This is a genomic window from Sulfidibacter corallicola, from assembly GCF_017498545.1.
Classification (GTDB): Bacteria; Acidobacteriota; Holophagae; order Acanthopleuribacterales; family Acanthopleuribacteraceae; genus Sulfidibacter; species Sulfidibacter corallicola.
This window is the reverse complement of the sequence record NZ_CP071793.1, coordinates 556,320-579,194: the sequence shown is the minus strand read 5'-3', so window position 1 is coordinate 579,194 and position 22,875 is coordinate 556,320. Positions and strand designations below refer to the sequence as shown.

16 protein-coding genes are annotated in these 22,875 nt (G+C 58.7%); 9 read left to right on the top strand and 7 right to left on the bottom strand.

Annotation, left to right across the window (positions count from 1 at the left end; genetic code table 11):
- Positions 1-269 precede the first annotated feature (269 nt).
- The 6 genes from J3U87_RS01820 to J3U87_RS01795 all read left to right on the top strand — a co-directional run bounded on the left by J3U87_RS01820 (position 270) and on the right by J3U87_RS01795 (position 7,422).
- Complete coding sequence (locus J3U87_RS01820) at positions 270-1,688, top strand: hybrid sensor histidine kinase/response regulator (protein ID WP_237381315.1); 1,419 nt, start codon at positions 270-272, stop codon at positions 1,686-1,688.
- 187 nt (positions 1,689-1,875) lie between these two features.
- The gene (locus J3U87_RS01815; protein WP_237381314.1) at positions 1,876-3,210 is read left to right on the top strand and encodes a sigma-54-dependent transcriptional regulator; all 1,335 of its coding nucleotides are present in this window, start codon (positions 1,876-1,878) and stop codon (positions 3,208-3,210) included.
- Positions 3,185-4,567, top strand: coding sequence for a sensor histidine kinase (locus tag J3U87_RS01810; RefSeq protein WP_237381313.1), 1,383 nt, complete (start codon positions 3,185-3,187; stop codon positions 4,565-4,567). The genes J3U87_RS01815 and J3U87_RS01810 overlap by 26 nt, the downstream gene beginning before the upstream one ends.
- Positions 4,568-4,824: 257 nt before the next feature.
- Entirely contained in the window at positions 4,825-5,448 is a 624-nt protein-coding gene (locus J3U87_RS01805) for a methylthioribulose 1-phosphate dehydratase (RefSeq protein WP_237381312.1), read from the top strand.
- A complete protein-coding gene (gene mtnC, locus J3U87_RS01800; RefSeq protein ID WP_237381311.1) occupies positions 5,445-6,698 on the top strand; it encodes an acireductone synthase in 1,254 nt (417 codons plus the stop codon). Before J3U87_RS01805 ends, mtnC begins: the two co-directional genes overlap by 4 nt.
- Before the next feature lie 112 nt (positions 6,699-6,810).
- A complete protein-coding gene (locus J3U87_RS01795) occupies positions 6,811-7,422 on the top strand; it encodes a DUF924 family protein (protein WP_237381310.1) in 612 nt (203 codons plus the stop codon).
- 9 nt (positions 7,423-7,431) lie between these two features.
- On the opposite strand, the gene J3U87_RS01790 is transcribed toward J3U87_RS01795, so the two are convergent.
- The 3 genes from J3U87_RS01790 to J3U87_RS01780 all read right to left on the bottom strand — a co-directional run bounded on the left by J3U87_RS01790 (position 7,432) and on the right by J3U87_RS01780 (position 12,214).
- Positions 7,432-7,755 carry a DUF6958 family protein gene (locus J3U87_RS01790; protein WP_237381309.1) on the bottom strand — a complete coding sequence of 108 codons (324 nt, stop codon included), beginning with the start codon at positions 7,753-7,755 and terminating at the stop codon, positions 7,432-7,434.
- Positions 7,756-7,765: 10 nt separating this feature from the next.
- Positions 7,766-9,076, bottom strand: coding sequence for a flagellin lysine-N-methylase (gene fliB, locus J3U87_RS01785; RefSeq protein ID WP_237381308.1), 1,311 nt, complete (start codon positions 9,074-9,076; stop codon positions 7,766-7,768).
- Positions 9,077-9,307: 231 nt separating this feature from the next.
- Positions 9,308-12,214 carry a M6 family metalloprotease domain-containing protein gene (locus J3U87_RS01780; protein WP_272932452.1) on the bottom strand — a complete coding sequence of 969 codons (2,907 nt, stop codon included), beginning with the start codon at positions 12,212-12,214 and terminating at the stop codon, positions 9,308-9,310.
- A 1,039-nt stretch (positions 12,215-13,253) separates the two neighbouring features.
- Between J3U87_RS01780 and J3U87_RS01775 the strand changes: the two genes are divergently transcribed.
- Both J3U87_RS01775 and J3U87_RS01770 read left to right on the top strand, forming a co-directional pair.
- Positions 13,254-13,601: a TraR/DksA family transcriptional regulator gene (locus J3U87_RS01775; RefSeq protein WP_237381307.1), complete on the top strand. Its 348-nt coding sequence runs from the start codon at positions 13,254-13,256 to the stop codon at positions 13,599-13,601.
- A gap of 199 nt (positions 13,602-13,800) precedes the next feature.
- Positions 13,801-15,453, top strand: a complete 1,653-nt coding sequence (locus tag J3U87_RS01770) for an amidohydrolase family protein (protein WP_237381306.1) — start codon at positions 13,801-13,803, stop codon at positions 15,451-15,453.
- A 41-nt stretch (positions 15,454-15,494) separates the two neighbouring features.
- On the opposite strand, the gene J3U87_RS01765 is transcribed toward J3U87_RS01770, so the two are convergent.
- Together J3U87_RS01765 and J3U87_RS01760 are read right to left on the bottom strand one after the other, a co-directional pair.
- Positions 15,495-17,306, bottom strand: a complete 1,812-nt coding sequence (locus tag J3U87_RS01765) for an ABC-F family ATP-binding cassette domain-containing protein (RefSeq protein WP_237381305.1) — start codon at positions 17,304-17,306, stop codon at positions 15,495-15,497.
- A 550-nt stretch (positions 17,307-17,856) separates the two neighbouring features.
- Positions 17,857-18,060, bottom strand: a complete 204-nt coding sequence (locus J3U87_RS01760) for a hypothetical protein (protein WP_237381304.1) — start codon at positions 18,058-18,060, stop codon at positions 17,857-17,859.
- A 457-nt stretch (positions 18,061-18,517) separates the two neighbouring features.
- On the opposite strand from J3U87_RS01760, the gene J3U87_RS01755 reads away from it, so the two are divergent.
- The gene (locus J3U87_RS01755; RefSeq protein ID WP_237381303.1) at positions 18,518-19,615 is read left to right on the top strand and encodes a DUF6174 domain-containing protein; all 1,098 of its coding nucleotides are present in this window, start codon (positions 18,518-18,520) and stop codon (positions 19,613-19,615) included.
- A 57-nt stretch (positions 19,616-19,672) separates the two neighbouring features.
- On the opposite strand, the gene J3U87_RS01750 is transcribed toward J3U87_RS01755, so the two are convergent.
- Together J3U87_RS01750 and J3U87_RS01745 are read right to left on the bottom strand one after the other, a co-directional pair.
- Complete coding sequence (locus J3U87_RS01750) at positions 19,673-20,917, bottom strand: sphingomyelin phosphodiesterase (protein ID WP_237381302.1); 1,245 nt, start codon at positions 20,915-20,917, stop codon at positions 19,673-19,675.
- A gap of 703 nt (positions 20,918-21,620) precedes the next feature.
- The gene (locus J3U87_RS01745; protein WP_237381301.1) at positions 21,621-22,724 is read right to left on the bottom strand and encodes a GGDEF domain-containing protein; all 1,104 of its coding nucleotides are present in this window, start codon (positions 22,722-22,724) and stop codon (positions 21,621-21,623) included.
- Positions 22,725-22,875: the final 151 nt, after the last annotated feature.

Here is a 22,875-nt window from a genome sequence, read left to right as displayed (position 1 = left end):
CTCCTCATTTCTTTGGCTGGGTAACCTACCCAGCCATTTTTTTTGTGCATTTCGCAAGGATTGCCGCGACGACCGAATCGATGCCGAGCCCAGCGGCGGGCGCCTTGGGGGCCGTACATCTCCGCTTCCAACGCTCTCCAGGATTTTTTGTGTCATGGGAAGCGTTCCACGCTAAAATGCAGCATGTATTCTTTTTTTCCGATACATATGGAAAAAGTGCATAAAAATTTCGCAAACCCTAGCCCCTCGACCAAGGATTCCCCTCACCCATGACCCTCTTGGACCGGCGGTCGCTCGCCTTGAATGCGGGCCACCAGCCTCAAACGAGCAAAGCCATGCCCATTCCCGATCCGGCCCCGATCAGCGAACCGGATCAGGGTGAGGAACAAGGTACGCTCAGGCTGCTGGTCGTCGACGGCAATCGGGTCAGCCGGAAGGTCTATAGCAAACTGCTGATGAAGCAGTTTTCCACCTGCGTCATTCGCGAGGCGGATACCGGCGCCAAGGCGCTCGACCTTTGCCGTACCGAGCCCATCGATTGCGTGTTGATCGATTACCACCTACCGGACATCAAGGGGCTGAAGTTCCTCGACGAACTGAAGAACAAAATGCAGTTGGGATTCATCCCGGTGGTGATCCTCACCGGTCAGGGCGACGAGATGACCGCGGTGGAGGCCATGAAATCGGGGGCCCAGGACTATCTGGTCAAGGGTACTTTTTCTCAGAAGCTGTTGGCCCAAGCCATCACCAACGCCATGGAAAAGGTCGAGCTGCTCCGCGAGCTGGAAGAGAAGCGCATCGACCTGGAACGCACCAACCTGGAATTGCGCTCCACCAACGTTCGGCTCCGGGAGACCCAACGACAGCTCATCGACGCCGCCCACAAAGCCGGTATGGCCGAAATCGCCACGGGCGTGCTGCACAATATTGGCAACATTCTCAACAGCATCACCATTTCGGTGGGCGTCATTCACGAAACGGTGACCGAAACCAAACTCAAGGGCCTCAAGCGTGCCAACGAAATGCTCAAAACCGTTCAGGAACCGATCGGAACGCACCCCAAAGGCAAGCAACTGATCGCCTATTACGAGCGCTTGGAAACCATTCGAGAAGAAGATGCCCATAAGCTCGAAGCGGAATTGAAGACGCTGATGGAAAAGATCCAGATGATCACCGACGACATCTCGGCCCAGCGCGGATACGCCACTTCCGAATTCCTGGTGGAAGACGTGGACATTCACGAGCTCATCGAACACTCGATCAAGCTCAAGCAGTCGTCGCTCGACGCGCCCCAAATCCGCATCGTGAAGGATTTCGAGGAAGTGGCCCCCTTCGCGGCGGTCAAAATCAAGCTGATGCACGTCATCACGAACCTGGTGAAGAACAGTCGCGAAAGCCTGCAACAGATGAGTTTCCCCGAGGACGAGAAAGAAATCCGGATCGAAGTGCGCGAACTGGACGGCAAAGAGCTGAACATCCGCATCAGCGACAACGGTCGCGGCATCGAAGCCGCGGATTTGGGCAAGATTTTCAACTACGGCTTTACCACCAAGCCCGGAGGCAACGGGATCGGCCTGCACGTGGCCGCCAACGCCATGACCGAAATGGGCGGTTCGATCAAGGCCTTCAGCGAAGGCCTCGATCACGGCGCGGAATTCGTGGTCAGCCTTCCCTTGAACCGGAACTGACCGGATCGGCCGAATCCTCCATACTGACCATTTTCGATCGGCGGGCTTCACATCTCGGCCAGTCAACTGAAAACAAGAGCTTTGTTGAGGTCCAAAGCCCAAAGGCCGATGCCGTGCCCATTCAGCCAGGCCGCTTCGTTTGCCGTATTGATTCCGTTTCCGGGTAGGCGCTAGTAAGATACTGCCCATGCAGGACGTACTGATCATCGATGACAATCAAACGATTTGCACCGCGCTTCAGGTGCTGCTGGATCTCCACCAGATTCCCTCGCGCCAGGCGAACAGCCCGCTTCAGGGGCTCGCCCTCGCGCGCGAACGGCTCCCCGGTGCCGTGATTCAAGACATGAACTTCACCGAGGACAATACCTCCGGTGAAGAAGGCGAACGCCTGTTTCGCGACCTGCGCGAGCTGGATTCGCAACTACCGATCTTCCTGATTACCGCCTGGTCCTCTCTGGAAACCGCGGTGAAATTGGTCAAGGAAGGCGCGTACGACTACCTGCGCAAGCCCTGGGACGACGAAAAGCTGATTCACTCTCTCAAAAAGGCGCTCGACGAACGCAGGGCGCGCGCCACTCCGGCCGATTCGAGAGCCGCCAAGTCGATCGGGGATCTGATCTACGCCGACGCGAAGATGGACCGCCTGGTGGAGACGGCGCTTCAGGTGGCCGATGCCGACGTGCCGGTCCTGATCACGGGTCCCAACGGGGTCGGCAAAGAAAAGCTGGCGGAATTGATTCAAGCCCATTCCAACCGGGCGCGCGCACCATTCGTCAAGGTGAACGCCGGAGCCCTGCCCAACGAATTGATGGAAGCCGAGCTGTTCGGCTCGGAGCCCGGCGCCTTCACGGGCGCACGCCATCGCATCGGCCGATTCGAGGAAGCCAATCGCGGCACCCTCTTCCTGGACGAAATCGGCAACCTGTCCCTCGCCGGACAGATGAAGCTGCTGCGCGTGCTCCAGACCGGTGAGTTCTCGCGCCTGGGTTCCAACAAGACGATCCGGACGGATGTCCGCGTCATCAGCGCCACCAACAAGGACCTGCCGACCGCGATCACCGAAGGCTCCTTTCGCGAAGATCTGTTCTTCCGGCTGAACGTGGTGGAGTTGCGCCTGCCCTCGTTGGCGGAACGGTCGGCCGACATTCTTCCGCTGGCGCGTCACTTCCTGAACACCCTCGCCGAGACCCGGGGAAAGTCGCTCGCGCCGGAATCGGAGCAGGCCCTGGTACGCCACCCCTGGCCAGGGAACGTTCGCGAGTTGCGTAACCGGTTGGTTCGCGGCGCCCTGGTCTGTCGATCCTCGCAGTTGACGCCCGCCGATTTGGACCTCAAACCGGCACCTGTCCTCCAACCGGTCGAAGATCCCTCTTCACGGGCCGAAAAGGCCGGCATCGAAAAAGCCCTGTTCGACAGTCGGGGCAACGTCTCGAAGGCGGCGGCCGCACTGGGCCTCAGCCGTCAGGCGCTATACCGCAAAATGGAGAAGTTTGGCATTGTCTGGGAACGAAGGCCCAAGTAAGCGGCCACTCGACCGCAACCTGAACCTGCAAATCCGCCTGGTGATCGCGCTTCTCCTGTTCCTGGGCTTGATGATCTTTCTCGCCTGGTCGGCCGTGGCCCATCGCCTTTCCGGCACCGAGACCGCCAGCCTGCTGCTGATCATCGGCCTTCCCGCCGCGGCGCTGACCGCCTACTGGGTCCTGGAGCCCTTTCGCAGGGCGCTGGGGATTCTCGATGCTGGCATTCGCACCCTCGAGGACGGCGACTTCAGCTTCCGGTTGCGACGTCCCCGTCAACCGGAACTGGCGGCAATGATCGACCTCTACAACCAACTCGCCGACGCGTTTCAAAAAGAGCGCAATACCCTGTTCCAGAAAGAGCTGCTGCTGGACACCGTCATTCAACACACGCCCATGGCGATTCTCCTCGTCGGTCCGCACGACCGAATTCTGTTGGCCAATCGCGCCGCCCAGCAACGATTTCCTCTCGGCAAATCCCTGATCGGGCTCCACTTCTACGAGCTGACGGCCGCGGCATCCGAGGCCCTGGGCCGGTTTCTGGAACGCGAGGAAACCGGATTGCTCAACCTCCAGCGGGAAGAGGAAGCGGAGACCTACCACATCAGCTCGATCCCGTTTCATTTGAACGGTATTCGCCATCGACTGGTCATGATCAAACATCTCACCCGCGAAATGCGCCGCAAGGAAGTGCAAACCTGGAAGAAAATGATCCGCCTGATCAACCACGAGTTGAACAACTCGCTGGCGCCGCTCAGCTCGCTCTTGCACAGCGCGCGACTGCTGGCCCGCGAGGCGCCCAACGAGGTGAAACTGGCTTCGGTCTTCGATACCATGTCCACCAGCATCGACCATCTGGTCCGTTTTCTGGAAGACTACGCCAACTTCGCCCGGCTGCCGAATCCGCGCAAGGAATGGGTCTCGTGGCGCGATTTCCTCGCCAAGGTCGAGCCGCTCTACGGATTTCGGCTCGACATGGACGACCCGTCCCAACGCGGCTGGTTCGATCCGGCCCAAATTCAGATGGTGCTGATCAACCTCCTCAAGAATGCCCACGAAGCGACCGGCACCGACAAGGAATCGGTGGTCCTGAAACTGGCTCCCGGACAAATCCCGGGAGCGGTTCATTTTCAAGTGATGGATCGTGGACGCGGTATGAGTCCGGAGACGATGAACCGCGCGCTGCTCCCCTTCTTCAGCACCAAACCCAGTGGTACCGGTCTGGGCTTGACGCTTTGCCGCGAGATCCTGGAACTCCACGGTGGCAGCCTTCGCCTCCAGACTCGAGAAGGCGGCGGCTTGATCGTGGCCTGTGAACTGCCGGGATTGCCACAGGAGCGTGGCCCCGAAGCCGCCTGAATCCGTGGCCGCAAACCCGCCCCGATGGCATACCGCATCGACCACCGCGAACGAGACCAGGCGGGCGTAACAGGCCTCGAAACGAGGAGTCGCTTCGAGGTCGGCGACGAACGACGGGAGTCGTGCTAGTATGATGGCGCTTCCAGGATGACGCCAGCACGACCGATCGCTTCGGGGTAGCCAATGCGACCTCGCGATGCCCGCTGGTTCCGTTCCCAAAGCAACGCTTTTGAAACCCTGACAGGGAGATACATGAGATGGATCCCAAATTGGTGGAAACGAAGGCCGTAGAAGTGATCGAGGCGGGTCGTTTCCTGTACGATCGCGGCTGGGTGCCGGCTACGAGCGGCAACTTTTCGGCACGCCTGGACCGCGATCACGCGGCCCTGACCGCATCGGGCAAACACAAGGGCCGCCTGACCCGGGACGACATCCTGGTGGTGGACATGAACGGTAAATCCCTGGACCCCGGCAAGAGGCCTTCGGCGGAAACGCTGCTGCACACGACGCTCTACCGCTTTTTTCCCGACACGGCGGCCGTGCTCCACACTCATTCGATCAATGCGACCGTGCTTTCGAAAATCGCGGGAAACGCCGAGGCCGTCGTCCTGGAAGATTACGAAGTTCTCAAAGCGCTTCAAGGGGTGTCTACCCACGCGACACGCGAGGTCATTCCCCTCTTTCCCAACACCCAAGACATGAACGCCCTGGCTCGGGACCTGGCCGACCGGCTGGAACGGCAACCCGACATGCACGGATTCCTGATCCAGGGTCACGGCCTGTACACCTGGGGTCGCACCATGGAAGAAACGCGACGCCACATCGAGGCATTTGAATTTTTGTTTGCCTGCGAATTGGAAATGAGGAGGCTATCGCCATGAATTCGCCGACGGAACGGCACACGACGAGTTTGACGATTTTTGCGGAAGACAACCCCCACCAGATTCTCGAGCACACCACCGATGCCGACCGAATCGCCGATTTGCTCGGACAGCGAGGGATTCGCTTCGAGCGCTGGCACGCCGGCGCCCCCCTGGCCGAGGCGGCCGACCAGGAGGACATCCTGGCAGCCTACCGCGCGGACGTGGACCGCATCATGGAAGAAAACGGGTTCAAGAGCGTCGACGTGGTGCGCATGAAACCGGACCATCCCCAGAAAGCCGAATTCCGCGCCAAGTTTCTGGACGAGCACACCCACAGCGAGGACGAAGTCCGGTTCTTCGTGGAAGGCTCGGGATTGTTCTACCTTCATTTGGAAGGTAAGGTCCACGTGGTGCACTGCACCAAGGGTGACTTCATCGGTGTGCCCGACGGCACACGCCACTGGTTCGACATGGGCAACCAACCCGAATTCACCGCGATACGATTTTTCACCAATCCCGAAGGATGGGTCGCCAACTGGACCAAGGATCCCATCGCCTCGCATTTTCCGCGTTTCGTGGCCGACGAGCCGGTACAGGCCGTGGTGACGGACATCGAGGGCACGACCAGCTCGATCAGTTTCGTGAAGGACATTCTGTTTCCCTACGCCCGCAAACATCTCGAAGGGTTCGTGACAGAGCGCGGTAACGAACCCGAGGTAAAGGCCATCCTCGACGATGCCCGCCGTGAAGCGGGGACGCCCGACGCCGACGGTGCGGCCATCGCGGCGACCATGATCCGATGGATCGACGAGGACCGCAAGGTCACGCCGCTGAAGGCGCTGCAGGGACTCATTTGGGAAAAAGGCTATCGCGACGGCGATTACCAGGCTCATCTGTACGAGGATGCGCACCGCCACCTGGAGCGATGGTCGAAATCCGGCCTGGATCTCTACATTTTCTCTTCCGGTTCGATCAAGGCCCAGAAGCTGATGTTCGAACACACGACCTACGGCGATCTCCGCCCCTGGTTCAAAGGCTATTTCGACACCACCACGGGACCCAAAAAGGAAGCCTCCTCCTACCGCGCCATCGCCAAATCCATCGGGCTGGCGCCCGAACGGATCCTGTTCCTCTCCGACATCGTGGAAGAACTGGACGCCGCGACCGCGGCGGGTATGCAAACGCGTTGGCTGATCCGCGATGGTGCCCAGGAAGCTCATCCGTTCCACCGATCGGTACCGGATTTCGACGAAATCACCCTCGACTGATCACATACCCGAATCCCATCACCCACCGAAATCGAGAACGGGCTCGCACTCCGTTCTCGTTTTCGAGCGGCTGGTCCAGAGAGAAACGAACACTTTGAAAAGGGAGGACGCCATGACGGGCGCTGAAGAGGTATTGGATTTCTGGTTCGGTGAATTGGACGAGACCGGAATGTCGGGGAAAGACCGCGAAAAGCTTTGGTGGTCATCGGGTCCCGACCTGGACCGCGAGATCGAGCGACGGTTCGGCGCCCTGGTGACCCGGGCACTGGCCGAAGATCTGGAAGATTGGCCCGACGAGCCGAAATTCCGCCTGGCCAAGATCATCCTGCTGGACCAGTTTACCCGCAACATCTTCCGCGGCTCCGCACGAGCCTTCGCCGGCGATCCCATCGCGCTGAAGCTCAGCAAACAGGGCCTGGATCGCGGCGAGGACAAGCGGTTGTCCCCAGCCCAGCGAGCCTTCTTCTACATGCCGTTGGAACACAGCGAGTCCTTGGAAGACCAGGATCTCAGCGTGGCCCAATTCGAAGCGTTGCACCGCGAATTCGCCGACATACCGGGCGCCAAACTGCTGAAAGGCTACTGCGATTACGCCGAACGTCACCGCGACATCATCCGCCGTTTCGGTCGCTACCCGCACCGCAATCGCGCCTTGGACCGAGAATCCACCGAAGCCGAGCTGGCCTACCTCGCCGGGGGTGGTGCCACCTTCGGCCAGGGTTGATCGAACCGTTCAGGTGATCTCCGTTGGCACCTCGGGGATCACGCGCCAGAGGCTCTCACGATGCGCGTCGGTGGCCAGCAGGCCGCGGGCGATCAAGTCGCGGGCGACCGTTTGAAACAGCCAGGTGAAGTTGCGAAACCGCGGCGTTTCGTCGCGGTCCAACCGGTCGCGGACCCGCGCCGCGAGGACCTTCTGGGCCTGGGGTTCCTCACGCGCCAGTTCGGCCAGGATGACGCGCGACACACGTTCGTAGGCAGTCCGCTCGACCAGGATGCCGCGTTTGCCGTGCAGCGGCACCCGCGCCAATACCCACTTACGCTTGTCTTCGGTCATGGGCGCCCGCTCAGACCAACAAGAGATCTCGAAGCGTTTCCAACCGATCCAAACCGAGTGGCTGCATACCGTCCAAGACGCCACGCAAAATGCGTCCATCGTGGTCGTACGCCCTCAGAAAAGACTGCACGACTTCCACGACCGCCTTCTCGAAGACAGGCGTCGCCTCCGCTTCGGTGGAGGATAGTGAATCCAACAAGGCGGGATGGTTCACCAGCAGAAACCGGATCGATCCCAAATAGAACAGGTATTTGCGCACCTGAAACAGCAAGTCCGGTTCGTCCACGAACAGGTTCTGTACCCAGAAGTTGACCGTGAACCTGCGCAGGATCGCCTCGAGCCGCGGGCCGAATACCGCATCGAGGCGAGCGCCTCGGTCCAGGGCGCGCCTGCGGATGTCACCGACAGGCAGTTCGAGCGAGATTTCTCCCTTCCCGGAGGCGGCCACCACCTCGGGAAGCCCCTGCAACACGCGCACGGCCAAGGCTGCGAAGATCGGACTTCGCCGTTGCTTGATGCCTGCGACGATCGCTCCGAGCACCAGTTCGATCACGTGATCGTTTTGTAGTTCGGGCAGCCCGCGAAAGGCCTTGACCCGTTCGACGATGAAGTGGGGATCGGCGAAGCGACCCAGGACCTCATCCAATTTGGATGCGGGGTTTTCATTGACGCCGCGATAGAAAAAGGGTTGAATCTCCACCGCCAACGTCAGGAACAAGAAGGCGGAATCGCGCACTTTCAGCTCTTTCTGGGCCAGGACCCATTTGATATAGGCGTTGATGGCGCCGTAGTACCGCGCATAGTAATGTGTCGGCTCCGGTTCGGTGGTGGCGGCTTCGATTTTTTGGGGCAGTTGATCGCGATCCAAGATCACCGGTTGCATCGCGTCATCGTCCAGCAGGCATACGCGCGCCATTTCCGGACAGGAAAGCGAGCCGGTCAACACATCCTCCCGAGGCAATTCCAAGATGCGACGGGGATAGGTGGCGCAGACCGTCGGCAGATGCGATTCACCGTGATCGCGATGAATGACGCAAAGACCCTTGTCCAGGAAAGGGCAAAAGAGGTCTTCCTTCATTTTGAGGAAGGCAAAGCTTTCGTTGGCCAGGCGCTCGGGTACCCCCTCCGGCAGGCTATTGAGTTCAAAGCAGGCGAAACCATCGCGTTGCGAGCCGTAGATGCCCGTGAGGTCTTCGTATTCGGCACGCGGCAGGTTGATGCGCCAGCCGTAGCAACAGGTTTCTTCACAATCGGGGCCGATACAGCGGAACCGGTTCATGTAGGCGAGACCGGTCAGCGGCTTGGGTTTGGACTTGGACATGGTTCTCCACTCGGCATGGTGTATCGATCCACAGCCGACCCGGCCCGAAAGAAGGAGGCAATCTCATTGAGTTTCAACTGGTTGGCAATGCAATCTAACTCAATTTTACCTCAAAAGCACGTTCCCATGAATCGTCCGAACGCAAAAAAGCCGGGGGTCTCGAGAGACATCCCGGCTCGGTTGAGGCAAAAGTGACCCGCGACGAACCCCGCAGGGCCCGCCGCGCGCGATTTATTCGTAGGTCACGGTCAGCGAATAGCTCTTCGAGGTGCGCTTGTAGTTGTAGACCTCGATGCGATATTCACCGGCGGCGCCGTTGGTGTCGTACTCGAGCACTTCGGGGTTCGACGTGCTCTCGGCAGACTTGACCAGCGTACCGGAGGGATTGTACAGGTACAGGTCGATGTCGCCCGAACCGCTCCAGGAGGCACTGAGTTCGATGGTCCCGCCGGTTACCGTCAGCGTGTAGTTCTTGGAAGCACGCCCGGCCAGCGTGCCGGTCACGGTCTCCGTTTGAGGACCGCCGCCGCTGCCGCCGCCGTTGTTTTCCTGGTAGGAAGCGGTCAGGCTCATGCCTGAGAAGGTGCTGTAGGCGTGGAGCAGAACGTGGTAGCGTCCAGCCTGCGGAGAACTGATGGACACGGATTCGGTGTTGCCGGAGTTCCAGGATCGGTGATCGTAGGAACCGGTGGTCGGCTCGCTGCCGAACTTGACGTACAGATCGCCGTCGCCCGAACCGCCGGAAGTATTGAAGCTCAAGTTGGTCGCACCGGCAGGTACGTCGATGTAGAACGAAAGGGTGTCGCTCCTCGATGCACCGAGCCCGGTTTTGGCCACGCCGTTCTCCAGGGCGTCGGTGCCACTGCTGCTGTCGGCGACGGTGACGTTGACCGAGGTGCTGTCGCTGGCGCCGTCGTTGTCGGTCACCGTAAGGGTCACGGTGTAGGTACCGGCCTCCGCGTAGGTGTGGCTCGGGTTGGCGCTGTTGCTGGTTCCGTTGTCCCCGAAGTTCCAGGAACGCGAGGCGATGGAGCCGTCACTGTCGGAACTGGTGTCGCTGAAGGAAACGGCGAGGCCGGAAGCCGAATGGGTGAAGGATGCGTTGGGTGCCACGTTGCTCGGGGAGGTGGACGCGGTCATGTTCTGACCGGCAGCCGAGAAATCGTACAGGGCGAAACCGGAATCGGAGCCGTCCCAATAGCGGCTGTCGGGGTTGGTGGAGGCGCTCCAGGAAGCGTTGGTCTCGGCCGAGAACAGGTGGGATCCGTGACCGCCGGAACCGTTGGCGGCCACCAGGGAGCCCGCGATCGAGGTCGCTTCGACGACCGTCACACCCTGGTGGGAGTGGACCGAGCTGTTGATGTCGTTGGAGTTCTCGCTACCCACGGTCGTGTCCACGTGCTGAATCAGGACACCGCCGTTCCAGGCACCGCCCTGCACCAAAACGCGAACCGTCTGTCCGGCCATGTTCTGACCGTCGGTACGGCCGACGCCGACCGCGGGCAGGAAATCGCCTTCGGAACCCAAGGTTCCCTGAACCACACCGTCTTCACCGGCCTTCTGGAAGACGATGACGGCGGTGGCGCCGGCGGCCTTGGCGTTGTTCACCTTGTCTACGAACGAGATCTCACCGCGCTCGATCAGGGCGATCTTGCCGCTGACGCTGGCGGGGAAGTCGCCGCTGCGACCCAGGCTGCAGGATACGGCCGTGGCGGTGATGTCGCCGGTTTCGGTGTAGGTCATGGCGCGGGATTCGATGGTCGAGGAACCACGGGTCACGGTACTCAGGGCTGCGGAAAGACTGGGAATCATACCGCGGTCCCAACCGGTGGGCGTGCGGTTTTCCGCGAGGAAATATTCGTGAGAACGGGAGCCTTGGAAGATCACGGGTGTATCGATGGCGGTGAGGCCGGCGGGGAAGTCGACGTTGGATCCGGGCGTACGCACTTGGGTCCATCCCAGAATGTGGCGGCACCAGGCGTCCATGCTGACCGGCGTCGCGCCACCGCGCTCGCCTGGCTCGGAGCCCCAGGAACCGGCGGCCATCAGCGAGAAAATGCCCATGCCGGCGTTCTGATCGTTGATGTCGTAGAGGTCGGGCAGACCGCACATCAAGTGACCCAGCTCGTGGGTGATGACACCCATGGTGTGCTGGCCGTCGTCGTCGGTGAGTTCGCCGTTCAGCGCCCAACTGGGCAGTTCGACGGAACCGGCCATGACGTCGCCGGCGCGCCACGCGCTCCACTTGTGGCCCCAGACGTTGGGTTCCTTGGCACTGGAGGCGGCGTCGTAGCCGGCCACGATGAAATAGATGACCGCTTCATCCAAAGTCAAGCGGCCGTCGCGATTGGTGTCCAAACCGGAGAAGTTGACGTGGTTGGCGGCCTCGGCCAGCGCGGCGTTGATCCATTCGGTTTCGATCGTGTACTTCTGGGACGAAGACAGGCCGGCGCGACCCGTGTTGGGGTGGTTCTTGTTGATGCTGACGCTGATGATTCCCGCGTTGTGAGCGGCCTGGGTGTGGTTGACACCGCGCACTTCCAACTGCCCGAAGGAGTTGTCGTCGTAAAAATTGGTCACCGTCTTGGCATTGGCCGTATCGTCGAAGATCATTTGATCCCAGTCGGCCGCGGTGGTGCTGAAATCGCGGTCGTTGAAAGACACGCGAATGAACAGGAGATTGCGGGGTCCGGAAACCAACTCCGGCTCGTACTTGCGCTGGACTTTCGCCATGGCTTCGGAACCGTAGCCGTGATCCCACGATTTGGCGTAGGCGGTCGGGAAGTAATCTTCGCGAATGTCGCGGTAATCGCGTGCGGGGCGAAGGTGTTTGGTGAAGCCTTCGGGTACGGCGGCACCATCGACGACGGGATACCCGGAGGGTACCAGGTTACCGCGTTTGCCCAGGGTGGCGTACTCCCAACGACCATCCATATAGGGGTTTTGGATCAGGGTGTAACCGTCTTTTTCGTAATAGTTGGCCCATTCGTCACCGACGATGCGTGCTTCGAAGCGATTGCCTTCGTCACCTAAATGCACGGTAATGTTGGGGTTGGCGATACCTGCCAGAGCGGGTCCGGTCAGGAGAAACAATGCGGCGAACCATAGATAGACCATGGGCGTAAGAATGCGCTTCATGTAAGTCAAACTCCTCTGTCGTGTCGGCAGAACGCAAGACACAAATGCTTTTATCTGTAAATGCCAGGCAACCGAGCCTGAACGAACGATGAACATGAATCGAGTTCTCATAGGAGAACCAAGTCGCCAAACCATCCGTCGCGGTACGGCAGCAAAGCCAGGAAGGAAAGCGGATGGAGCGACATCGAAGTCACGCGAGGATTGAGCGGCCCCCGCGGGACACAAGCCGAGTCAATGATGGTCAGGAAGTCATGTCAGCGAAAGATCCCAGAATAAACCCCATGAAATCGAGGAAGAGTTGGATGTTTTCTGGAAGGAAATATCGCCAAATCGCAACCTGCCTAATTAAGTTTCACCACCGTAGAAGGGGTGGGACAGTTGCGATGTTATCACGCACACGACAAAACGCAAAGGATTTGTAAATGTTAAATGCATTTTTTTTCAAAAGATCACCAATCGTGTAGCTCTCACGAATATAGATACTTAGCGATGAGGAACAGATTAGGGTAAGTACTCGAATGTAATAAAAAAATTAAAAAAATGCGCCTATTTATAGCATTTGAAGGGGTGAACGGCGGTTAATCCACATCCACAAAACTTAGTTTTCAAAACGTTTACATGAATTCCAATTCAGATACATAAAATTTCATTATCACCCCCTTCCAACCCGCATCGAGCACTTTCCCCTTGCCTTTCGCGGGTCTGGTTCGTTAAGGTGTTTGTTTATCCTCACGCCTCGAATGAGCCCGATCCATCAGCTCGACGATCGAGGTACAGGGTCTTTTCCTTTCCCCGCCATGGCTTCCGCCTGGTCATCTTTTTTCCCCGTTTGTATCCGTCCCGCCGAAATGTTCGGGCCCCGATGGCTCGAGCCGCGACGGAACCGGTGGAGGAGTCGTTCGCCACCAGGAGTAGGTTCACTCCCTGGATTCCGTTTACCCACAAGCCGATTTCAGGACTCGGCCTTCCCCGCGAATCGAAATCCCGCCACTGCCGCATCGGTAGGGCCGGCTCGGTTCCACGACCCCAAAGGAGACCCATGAAGCAAGAAGACAAAGACGAACTTCGAAGCCTGATCCAAACGGAAATGGCCACCCTTCGCCACGACATCGAAGGCCTGGAGGAGCAGACCCAACCGATCGCGCCGGACCGTTCAATCGGGCGCCTGACCCGGATGGAGGCCATTCAGAGCAAAAGTATTTCCGAGGCCAATTTGCGCAAGGCGCGGACCCGCCTGAACCAACTGGACAAAGCCCTGAACCGCATCGACGAGCCCTCGTTCGGCATTTGCGTCCGCTGCGACAACCCGATTCCCATCAAGCGATTGATGCTGGTTCCCGAGAGCACGGCCTGCGTCCGCTGCCCCCGTCGCCGTGAAAAGGATTGACGCCCCCCTCGCTCCGCAGGTGGCTCTCCTGATCAAAACTCACCGGGTCATCACGAAAACCTCACGGCAGATGGTCAGAATCCGAAAAATTGCCGAACCCACAACCGGCAGCGATCCCACTCGACGGATCCCGCCCGGTGAAACTCAACCCAGCAGTCCCGTCGAGACGATGCCTCAATATAAAGTGGAAGGTACCTGAATGAATTTTTCAAATCGCTTCAATCCAAAACTCACGCGGCACATCGCGGAAATCATCAGCCAGACGAACGGCATCACCCTCGACGACACCCTCGACCTCATGCTCAGTAGCGATTTGCGCGACACCGCTCCGGAAATCCATGCGTGCGTCGGTGAATTCAAGGAACTGTTGGAACGGTTTCTGACGGCCAGAGTCGATTTGAACGCCCTGTTGGAGCATCCGTTCGCGGCAGGCCTCTACCACTTTTTCCGCGCCTTTCCCCTTCCCTATCGCGAAGAACACATTCATTTGACCGGCAGCCTCGCCCCGGATTTCATTTACCCCAGGATTCGCGCCTTGCTCGACGGGCCCAACGGCGCGGCGGTCGCGCAAAAGATCGAATCGGTCTACGGCCCGGGTAGCGCCCGAATCGAATCACCCGAAGATGTCGCCAATCTGGTGGTGCTCAAGGATGACGAGCGTTTCGACCGCTACCTCCAGATCCTGATGCTGCCCAAGTTGATCCTGACCTCCCGCGAAGCCCATCGCGAAGCGGCCTACCACATGGCCTCCACCCTTTTTCACAAATACAACGTGGGCAACATTCGCCTCAAGTTCACGCTCTCCCGCGCCACCGCCAACGAGTCCGAAACCATCCCGGGCTTGGAAACGCTCACCTCCGAGGACGTGGCGCTCGGTCTCTACGAGGGCTTCGCCGATTTCAAGCGCGAGCAACCGGTGTTCGAATTCATCCTTTCACCTTGCTTCCGCAAGGAACCCGAGTTCTTCGACCACACGCGCTTCGACTCCAAACACGAAGCGGTGTTGGATCAGATCAACACCATTCTCGACCTTTTGGAAAAGTACCCCTTCCTGCGCGATCACCTGCGCGAGGTGGACACGGTCGGCAACGAGCGCAACTTCTACCGGAAAGCCCACTTCAAGGACATGCACCAGGGCTTTCGCAAACTCCAGTACTACGGCTTCCAGGTGCGCAGCCACCACGGCGAAACGTGGAAGAACCTGCGCTGTGGGATTCAAGCCGTCGACAACGCCATGAACATCTGGCACATCAACTGCCTGGAGCACGGCCTAAGCTTGGGAATCAACCCCAACTTCTACTTCCACAGCATGTATCAACGGGTCCTGAAGTGGAACGCCAAGGGTGAAGCGATCCGTCCCAACACCATCGAGTACAACGAAATCAAGGACATGCCCTGGAACGACCGCGAGCACGTGCGCGACATGTTGCTGCGTGGCGAGCGGTTGAGCCCCGAGGACATTCGGCTGTTCACCAAGGTGAAGTTTCACACCGCCCGCGAAATCGAGCACTACCAGCACGACGTACTGAACCGAATGATCCACAAAAAAGTGTCGCTGATGTCGCTGCCGAGCTCCAATTACAAACTCACGGCGGCCATCGACGACTACAAGGATCACCCCTTTTCGTGGTGGGAGAAGAAGGGTGTGAAACTGGGTGTCGGTACCGACAACTACATCACCCTGAACACCGACTTCCTTCAGGAAATGCTGATCCTTTTATTCACCGACCCCTTCGGCCTCAAGATCACCAAACTGCTGATGATCACGACGGGAGAGGAACGGCGTCCCTATATCAGCCACCTTCTTTGGAAAATGAACACCCCGCTGGACGAACGATTGAGCGGTACCTGACCCGAAGCGCGAGCGCTCCGCCCCTGGCATCGCGCTCGCGGTCAGGTGATCTTGGCTTCCAGCTCGGCCCAACGGGCGTAGAGAGCCTCTACCTTTTTCTGGCAATCATTCAGTTCACAAAACAGTTCCTGGAGACGGCCGGCATTGGTGGCCGTCTCCGGTAACGCCATCTCGGCCTTCAAACTCTCGATGCGTTCCTCTTCGTTCAGGATGGTCTCTTCCATGCCGTCGAACTCGCGTTGTTCGTTGTAGGACAGCTTTTTGCGGCTGGCCGGTTTGGCGGCCGCCTCCCGTGATGAGGAGACCGGTTTCTCCTTCTTGGCCTTCGGTTCCTCCTCCACTTGAAGCTCGCGTTCCCACTGCTCGTAGCTGCCATAAGCGGCCCAGCCGCCCTTGCCGTCCAGCCCGATGAATCCGTTACACACGCGCCGCAGCAGATAGCGATCGTGCGAAACCAGCACGACCGCGCCGGGAAACGCTTCCAACGCTTCTTCCAGCTCTTCCAGCGAGGGGATGTCCAAATCGTTGGTCGGCTCGTCGAGAAGCAGCACATCCGCCTGAACCAACATCAGGCGCGCCAACAACAACCGTGCCTGTTCCCCTCCGGACAGGGAGCCCACTGGCGTTTCCAACTGCTCCGGGGCGAACCGAAACCGCTTGGCCCAAGAGATGACGTGCAGCGAGCGCCCCTTGTAGATCACCGAATCTCCCGCCGGAGAAAGCGATCGTTTGAGGGACTCGGCGGCATCGAGTCCCTGGCGGTTCTGGTCGAAATACACGGCCTGCAGTTGTTCCGCGTGGCGCACCCTTCCCTGGTCGGGCGCCAATTCGCCCAGGATCAATTTGAGTATGGTGGTCTTGCCGGTGCCGTTGGTGCCCAGCAAGCCGATGCGTCGGCCAGGTGAAAGCAGGAATTCCAAACCTTCGACGATACGCTTGTCGCCCAGGCTCTTGCCCACGCCCTTGAGTTCGATCAGTTTCTTGGTTTTGCGATCCGAAGACGAAAAACTCATATCGACGCGGTCGGAAATCTGACGCCGGGTACGCACCTCGTCGTAGGTCTCCATGAGCCGAGCCGCCTGATCCACCCTGTATTTGGCCTTGGTGGTTCGCGCCTTCGGTTGGCGCCGCAGCCACTCGGTCTCGCGCCGCAGCTTGTTGACCAGCGCCTGCTCGAATTTCGCCTGGGCTTCCAGTAGATCGGCCTTGCGACTCAAAAAGGTGTCGTATCCCCCCTCGCAAAAAAGAATCCCCTCGGGAAAGACCGGATTCAGCTCGGCGATCTTGTTGACCGTGTTTTCCAGAAAATAACGATCGTGACTGACCGTGATCCAGGTGAAGTCGGCGGCGGAAAGCAGGCTTTCCAGCCAGAGCACGCCGGCGACGTCGAGATGGTTGGTGGGTTCGTCCAAGAGCAGGCATTCGGGCTCGCCCACAAGGGCACAGGCAATCGCCAGCCGTTTCTTCCAACCACCCGAGAGGGTTTCCGTCAGCGCTTCGAAATGCTCGAACTCGGCGCGGCTTAGCTGAATCTGGGCCGCCACGATCGCTTCCTCTTCCGGGAGGCCCAACGACCGACCGGCCGCAACGGCGATCTCGTACACCGTGTGTCCCGGCTCGAAGCTGGAGACCTGGGGCACGTAAACCAGCCGGGTATGGCGCTTGACGACGACCTCTCCCGCATCTGGCGTATCCTGGTTCGCCAGTATGCGAAGCAAGGTGCTCTTGCCAACCCCGTTCGGCCCGATCAAGCCCAGATGGTCCCCAGCGAAAATACTCAGCGACAGGTTCTCGAACAGATTCTCGGTGCCATGGGCCTTGGCCAAATCACGGCAACTCAAAATCAGCGACATGTAGTTCTCCAAAAGCCGCCCACGGGCTACCGGGATCGACACCTGTGAAACGACGGCAAGGGCGGGTTTCATCACACGGCGTCGCGCGCCATGCCCAGCGGCGATCATGCCACGAGGCCTCGGACAAATCAAACGCGCGAAGGCGAATCGCCAGGATCGGGCTAAAAAAAAGACCCATGCCCCAGGCGCGAACGCCGAGAACATGGGTCGAATGTTGCCGTGGGAGGGTGGTGGGAACAGAACAGTCGTAAATGGAGAGGGAGCCTGTCTCGAGCAAATCGGCACGACACTCCGAGCACAGGGTCTTCGTCGTGAACGAAGAAAACCATCGAGTGCGCCCGAATTTCGGAAAAAGGAGAGGCGCCCGACCCCGAAGGATCGGGCGCCCGGAGCTTGGAGAGAGGCTCGCGGATGAGAATCGGTAGAGAAGAGTGTCTCTTTGGCGGGTCGGTGGACACTCTTGAGAAAACAAGAGAAGCTTAGGAAACAAGCGCGCCGTGTTTAACTCGAAGAAGATCGCAAATTCAAACTAACGCCATGAGGGTGGGGATCATAGCTTGACGACTCCGGTTGCAAACGAGAATTCCCAAGCGGCCAAATAGGCTGCGTGTAACTCTCTCTCTCGCAGCGGCTTACCCCAGGCGGACAAAAACCATTCGTAGACGGCCAGAGGCGATTCAAATTTGGGGAGGTACGATTTTCGCGCCAACATGAAGGTCTTAAATTTTTTGGTGAGCTTATCAGAATCCATCATAGCTGCCTCCAAAGAATCAAGAAAGGGTATGTAAGGGGTCATACGTTCAACAATCTAGCGTCACCGACATGCCTTTGGGCTCGATTTGTACCCCTAATAACGATCTGCGACGAGAGATGGTCCAAATTTTCGCGCCGATTTACCGGTTTTTTACAAACAGACCACTTGACGTGAGTGCCATCACATGTTCTCGAACAATCGGTAAGATCGATGACTGGCGCTTTACTGCTCTGGTTTTAAGGACTTTAAAAGCCCTCTGCCATTTGGGCGGCTCTTTTTTTTCATGGTAAGCTAGGGGCTGATCTCATCCGCACTTAACCGGATTTTTTGTTTCGCTTCCGATCCCCACAAGAAATATCGATGCCGTCACTCTTTTTTTCGACGGCTCCCTTTATCGAAATGCCACGATACATCGCGCTGAACGGGCTCACCCCCCTCGGCATGTTTGGAGGCCCGCGTGAATACAACACCGTTTCGTCGTTTTTTACTATTGGCCGGACTGATGGCCTCGATTCCGGCCTGGTCCGCCAGCCAGATCTACATTCCGCACGTTCCCGCTCCTGGCGGGGGTTTCGGCGCGGAACTGATCCTCGAGAACCAAACCACCAACGAGCAAACCGCCTGGTTGCGGGTATGGACCGCCAAGGGCACGCTTCTCTCCGAGTTCCATGCCGACCTCGACCCCCAGGAAATTCGGGTCGTCAAGGCGGAGACCTGGAACGAAACGGGTGAAGCGGGCTACCTGACCATGGAACAATCGCACCAGATCACCGCCGGTCTCGCCTACCTCCACGGACCCGAACAGGAACGGGTCGCCTTCCAACCGGCGATCACGGAGCCGGCCCGCGTGTGGCGCTTCTACACCGGCGATTGGTCCCGGGTCGTCGACGCCATGGTCATCGTCGGCAACCTCTGTAACACCCTGGAAATCCGGGCGCGCCAATTCGATGCAGAAGGAAGCCCGATCGGGGACGACCCCCTCACCTTCTCCGTCGAACCCGGCAACAAATTTACCTACGTCATGGGCAACGATTTCGAGAACATTCCCGGCGGTTTCATCGAGTTCGCTGCCAACCAATCGGTCTACGCGATGGGTTTGCGCGCATCGCGAGACAACCTCTCGCTTATCGCCGCCAACCAAGCCATCGCGGTTTCCGACGATCTGGCCGCCCGACAACAATTATCCCAGGCGCGGATAAGGTGGAATGGCACGGGAACGAACCTGGACTACAGTTTCAGACTGGAGAAATCCTGTTTTTGCGCCATCTTCGATGTGGAAATCGCGGTACGAAATGGGCGCATCGCCACCGTCACCAACCGGCTCGACGAAGATCCCTTCCCGGATGAGCGGCTTCACGAGCTGTTCACCATCGATCAACTTTTCGATCTGGTGGAAAAAACGCTGGCCGAAGCACCGGACGATTATCGATTCGAATACGACCAAACCAGTGGCTTTCCTACCGGCATCACCATCGACCCCCTTATTTGCGGGGTGGATGACGCTAAGTACTACGGCGTCTCGGAATTTAGAGCGCTGCGCACCACCGAAGACTGAAGCGGAGAATAAGGGACGGGCACCACGATGCCCGTCCCTTTCACGGGTCGCGAAGCACTAATCACTGAAGTCGAAATAGGCGAACACCGGATAGTGGTCCGAGTAATTGCCCAGCACATGCATATCCTGGCGTCGTTGCCCGGCGGATTTGGCCATCATTTCAGGCGCGGGCGAGCGCAGAACCAGGACCGCGGTTTCACCGAAGCGCGGCATGCGGTGGCTTCGATCCACCAGAACGTAATCGAGCATCCATTCACTGTCGGGATCCGCCATGGCATTGGTGAACCCGTCGAGCGAATAGGGAAATCCGTATTCGGCACGCTCGGGATCGGCGGCGTTCAAGCGATCCAACATCTGCGGGTACTCGCCCGAGTCAAGATCGACGTTGAAGTCGCCGGCCATGATGACCGGCTCGTCGGCGGGAATGCCCAGGGCGTCGACGAATCGCCGCAGTTCGTTCAATTGGGAAGCACGCACATGACTGTTGTCGTCGCCGGGATAGTCCGCCTGCAGGTGGCTCCCGAAGAGATGGTAGGTGCGCGACATGCCGTCCAGCGACTTCTCGATTCGAGCATACATCACCCCCTTTTCTGAGAGGCAATCGCTGGCCTCGCAAACGGACTCGTCGTACACGAGATCTTCCTGGTGCAAAATCGGCCACCTGCTGGCGATAAAGACCCCACCATCCTGCTCCAGCCCTTCGTCCTTACCCACGATATCGGTGCGGTATGGATACATGTGGCGAATGTGTTCCCACAAAGAATCGGGATCACCGGTGTTACCGGCTTCGTCGAAGCCGCGCACATCGTCGTCGAAGGCCTCGGAAAAAACGATGGCGTCGAACCCGTCCAGGGCTTCGCCCATGTAGCGGGCACGCAGGCCCTGATCGATCCACTGAATGCTGGTGGGCAACAACTGAAGGTTGTAGGCCAAAAGGGTCAATTGATCGGGTACATCGGTGGCCAGATGCCGCAGATGATCGTAAACCTCTTCGGCATGAACGACATACACCAAGTCGTCATACCAACCGGTGTAGGCCGACTTGAACAGGGTTTGCACACCGGCACTGGAGTCGGACAGGTGTACGTCGCGATCCGAGAACCAATCCAGGTCGTCCGCGGAGTGATAGAGGCTGGATCCAATCCAATTGCCGTGTAGTTTTTGTCGAAGCGTGGCCAAAACGCGGCCATCGCAAACGACCTTGGTTTCAAAGTAGAAATCTCGGCCCCACTTGATGCCCTCGTCGCGGTTGAACCAGAGCACCGGCGTGGCCTTCTGCCAGGGTTCGAGCTCGGAACACATTCGATCCCAATGCTTTCCTTGGGTCAATCCGCCCCGGACCGATATTTCGAGCGTCACCGTTTGCGGTGAATCGTTTTGAATGTAGACGTAGGACTCCCCGCGAGCGGGAACCCAACTCAGGCCGAGAACAAGGAGGAGGGTCGAAATCCCAGGGACCGTGGCCACCCCTGGAAAACCAAGATGCGAAAACAACCGATGGATTCGTCTCATCACGATTCGCTCCTTTGGGCTCTCTCCAAACCCAATCACAGAATGTTTACATTTCAAAAAGACACACAGCGCCGCCGGAGTTCACCCGGTACGGGCAACCCGTTCGGCGGCAACGACAAGCGTCCAAATGCCAAGCACCGCGCTCGACGCTGTGCCGCCGGAGCTTGGACGATACCCGCCAATCCACCAAAGGGCAGACCGACATCAATCGGGACCAGCACCCAAGCCCAGCTCTTCATTTACGATTTGTTTACATTCTGCACAATCTATACGTGACAATCAATCATGTTTTGTAACTTTACGACCTTTCCAACGAAGGGCCCGCTCGAAATACCGATCCCAGGTGCACCCGCACCTACTCGCCACGCCATCCAGGGAACAGGGACGCGTCGCGCCGGCAGATTACTTCCACGGCATGGCCTGCAAGGGTGTTGAACACAGTCCCGGTTTCCGTCCCGCCATGTCCGATGAGCCGCGGTACCCTGGCCCCGCTTCAGACAGCCGCGAAGGAGCGCTGCTGCAGGCTCACCACCTCGCCGTGGCCCAACTCCCGCGAGCGGGCCAGCGCCCGTTCAGCCCGTTCCAACAGGACTTCCACCGATTCCGACGGGCTCTCCATGGTGGCCACGCCCAAGGAAAACGAAAGGTTCAACCGCTCCGGATCCGAATTGACCTCCAACTCGTCGAGCATGCGCCGCAACCGGTTGGCGAGGATCAGCGCGGATTCGATATCCGTTTCGGGCAAAAGGGCGCCAAATGTGTCGCCTCCGGTACGAGCGAAGACATCCACCTCGCGCATCGAACTCACGCAAGCCGACGCGACGCTGCGGAGCACCTCGTCACCCGTGTGAATGCCGTAATTGGCATTGATATCCGAAAGGTCGTCGATGCTGATCAGAAAGGCCGACAAGGGCCGCTCGAATCGGCGGGTCCGCGCCTGTTCGGTCCAGGCGAGTTGCATGAAATGGCGGAAATTTTTGACGCCCGTCAATCGGTCCACCTGGGTGACCAGCTCGACCTCGCGTTCCATGCGAAAACTGTAGCGGAAACTCTGATCCAGGAGCATGCCCAGCGAGGTCAAGGCCACACAACCCAAACCCAAGGAAATATCGGCCTGAAGTTGGACCACACCGTCCTGACCGACCAGGAACATGAAGGCCGAGGGGATGCTGAACACCAACACCTGGCCGAGCACCAAAATGCGAAGGGTTGGCGCCAAAGCGGCCACGAAAATCCCGAGCACCAGTTGAACCGCAATCAGGATCAAGGAAAGCTGCGACGGGTAAAAGGTGAAAATGTAGACGTTGGCCAGCGAAGCGAGACTGGCGGCCCCTAAAAACACCAGATCGACGTTCAACAACCGTTCGAACCTGGCGCTCAAAAAGGCCGTGGTCACCAGGATCAGGGCGACAAAAGAGCGCATGGGCAGGGTGATCCGCCAGGACTCACCCAGAAAATAGGCGTCGATGGCCACCATGGCCATGAACAGGGCCGCACCACAATAGAGACCCGTTCGAATCAGGGGAAACATCAGGCGCCGTCGCCTTTGGAGATACTGAACTTCGGTCTGATCGTCAAACCGGATCGGTTTCCACATGCTTCACCCGCAAGGACACAAGGCCTCTCCGAAAATCACCTGGAGAGATGCGCTACATCGTTCAAATCGTTTGCCATGAAAAATACTTCAAATCGAGAATAGCCGTACCCCAATCGAAGTTCAAGACTTTCTTTCGAACCGGGACTTATCC

What these genes read in the sequence shown, in the direction of transcription:
- J3U87_RS01760 (WP_237381304.1), bottom strand. Translation starts at nt 18,060, where the DNA reads ATGATGGATTCTGATAAGCTCACCAAAAAATTTAAGACCTTCATGTTG.
- J3U87_RS01820 (WP_237381315.1), top strand. Translation starts at nt 270, where the DNA reads ATGACCCTCTTGGACCGGCGGTCGCTCGCCTTGAATGCGGGCCACCAG.
- J3U87_RS01750 (WP_237381302.1), bottom strand. Translation starts at nt 20,917, where the DNA reads ATGTGTTCCGAGCTCGAACCCTGGCAGAAGGCCACGCCGGTGCTCTGG.
- J3U87_RS01765 (WP_237381305.1), bottom strand. Translation starts at nt 17,306, where the DNA reads ATGTCGCTGATTTTGAGTTGCCGTGATTTGGCCAAGGCCCATGGCACC.
- J3U87_RS01775 (WP_237381307.1), top strand. Translation starts at nt 13,254, where the DNA reads ATGAAGCAAGAAGACAAAGACGAACTTCGAAGCCTGATCCAAACGGAA.
- J3U87_RS01790 (WP_237381309.1), bottom strand. Translation starts at nt 7,755, where the DNA reads ATGACCGAAGACAAGCGTAAGTGGGTATTGGCGCGGGTGCCGCTGCAC.
- J3U87_RS01815 (WP_237381314.1), top strand. Translation starts at nt 1,876, where the DNA reads ATGCAGGACGTACTGATCATCGATGACAATCAAACGATTTGCACCGCG.
- J3U87_RS01745 (WP_237381301.1), bottom strand. Translation starts at nt 22,724, where the DNA reads ATGTGGAAACCGATCCGGTTTGACGATCAGACCGAAGTTCAGTATCTC.
- J3U87_RS01770 (WP_237381306.1), top strand. Translation starts at nt 13,801, where the DNA reads ATGAATTTTTCAAATCGCTTCAATCCAAAACTCACGCGGCACATCGCG.
- J3U87_RS01780 (WP_272932452.1), bottom strand. Translation starts at nt 12,214, where the DNA reads ATGAAGCGCATTCTTACGCCCATGGTCTATCTATGGTTCGCCGCATTG.
- fliB (WP_237381308.1), bottom strand. Translation starts at nt 9,076, where the DNA reads ATGTCCAAGTCCAAACCCAAGCCGCTGACCGGTCTCGCCTACATGAAC.
- J3U87_RS01795 (WP_237381310.1), top strand. Translation starts at nt 6,811, where the DNA reads ATGACGGGCGCTGAAGAGGTATTGGATTTCTGGTTCGGTGAATTGGAC.
- J3U87_RS01805 (WP_237381312.1), top strand. Translation starts at nt 4,825, where the DNA reads ATGGATCCCAAATTGGTGGAAACGAAGGCCGTAGAAGTGATCGAGGCG.
- mtnC (WP_237381311.1), top strand. Translation starts at nt 5,445, where the DNA reads ATGAATTCGCCGACGGAACGGCACACGACGAGTTTGACGATTTTTGCG.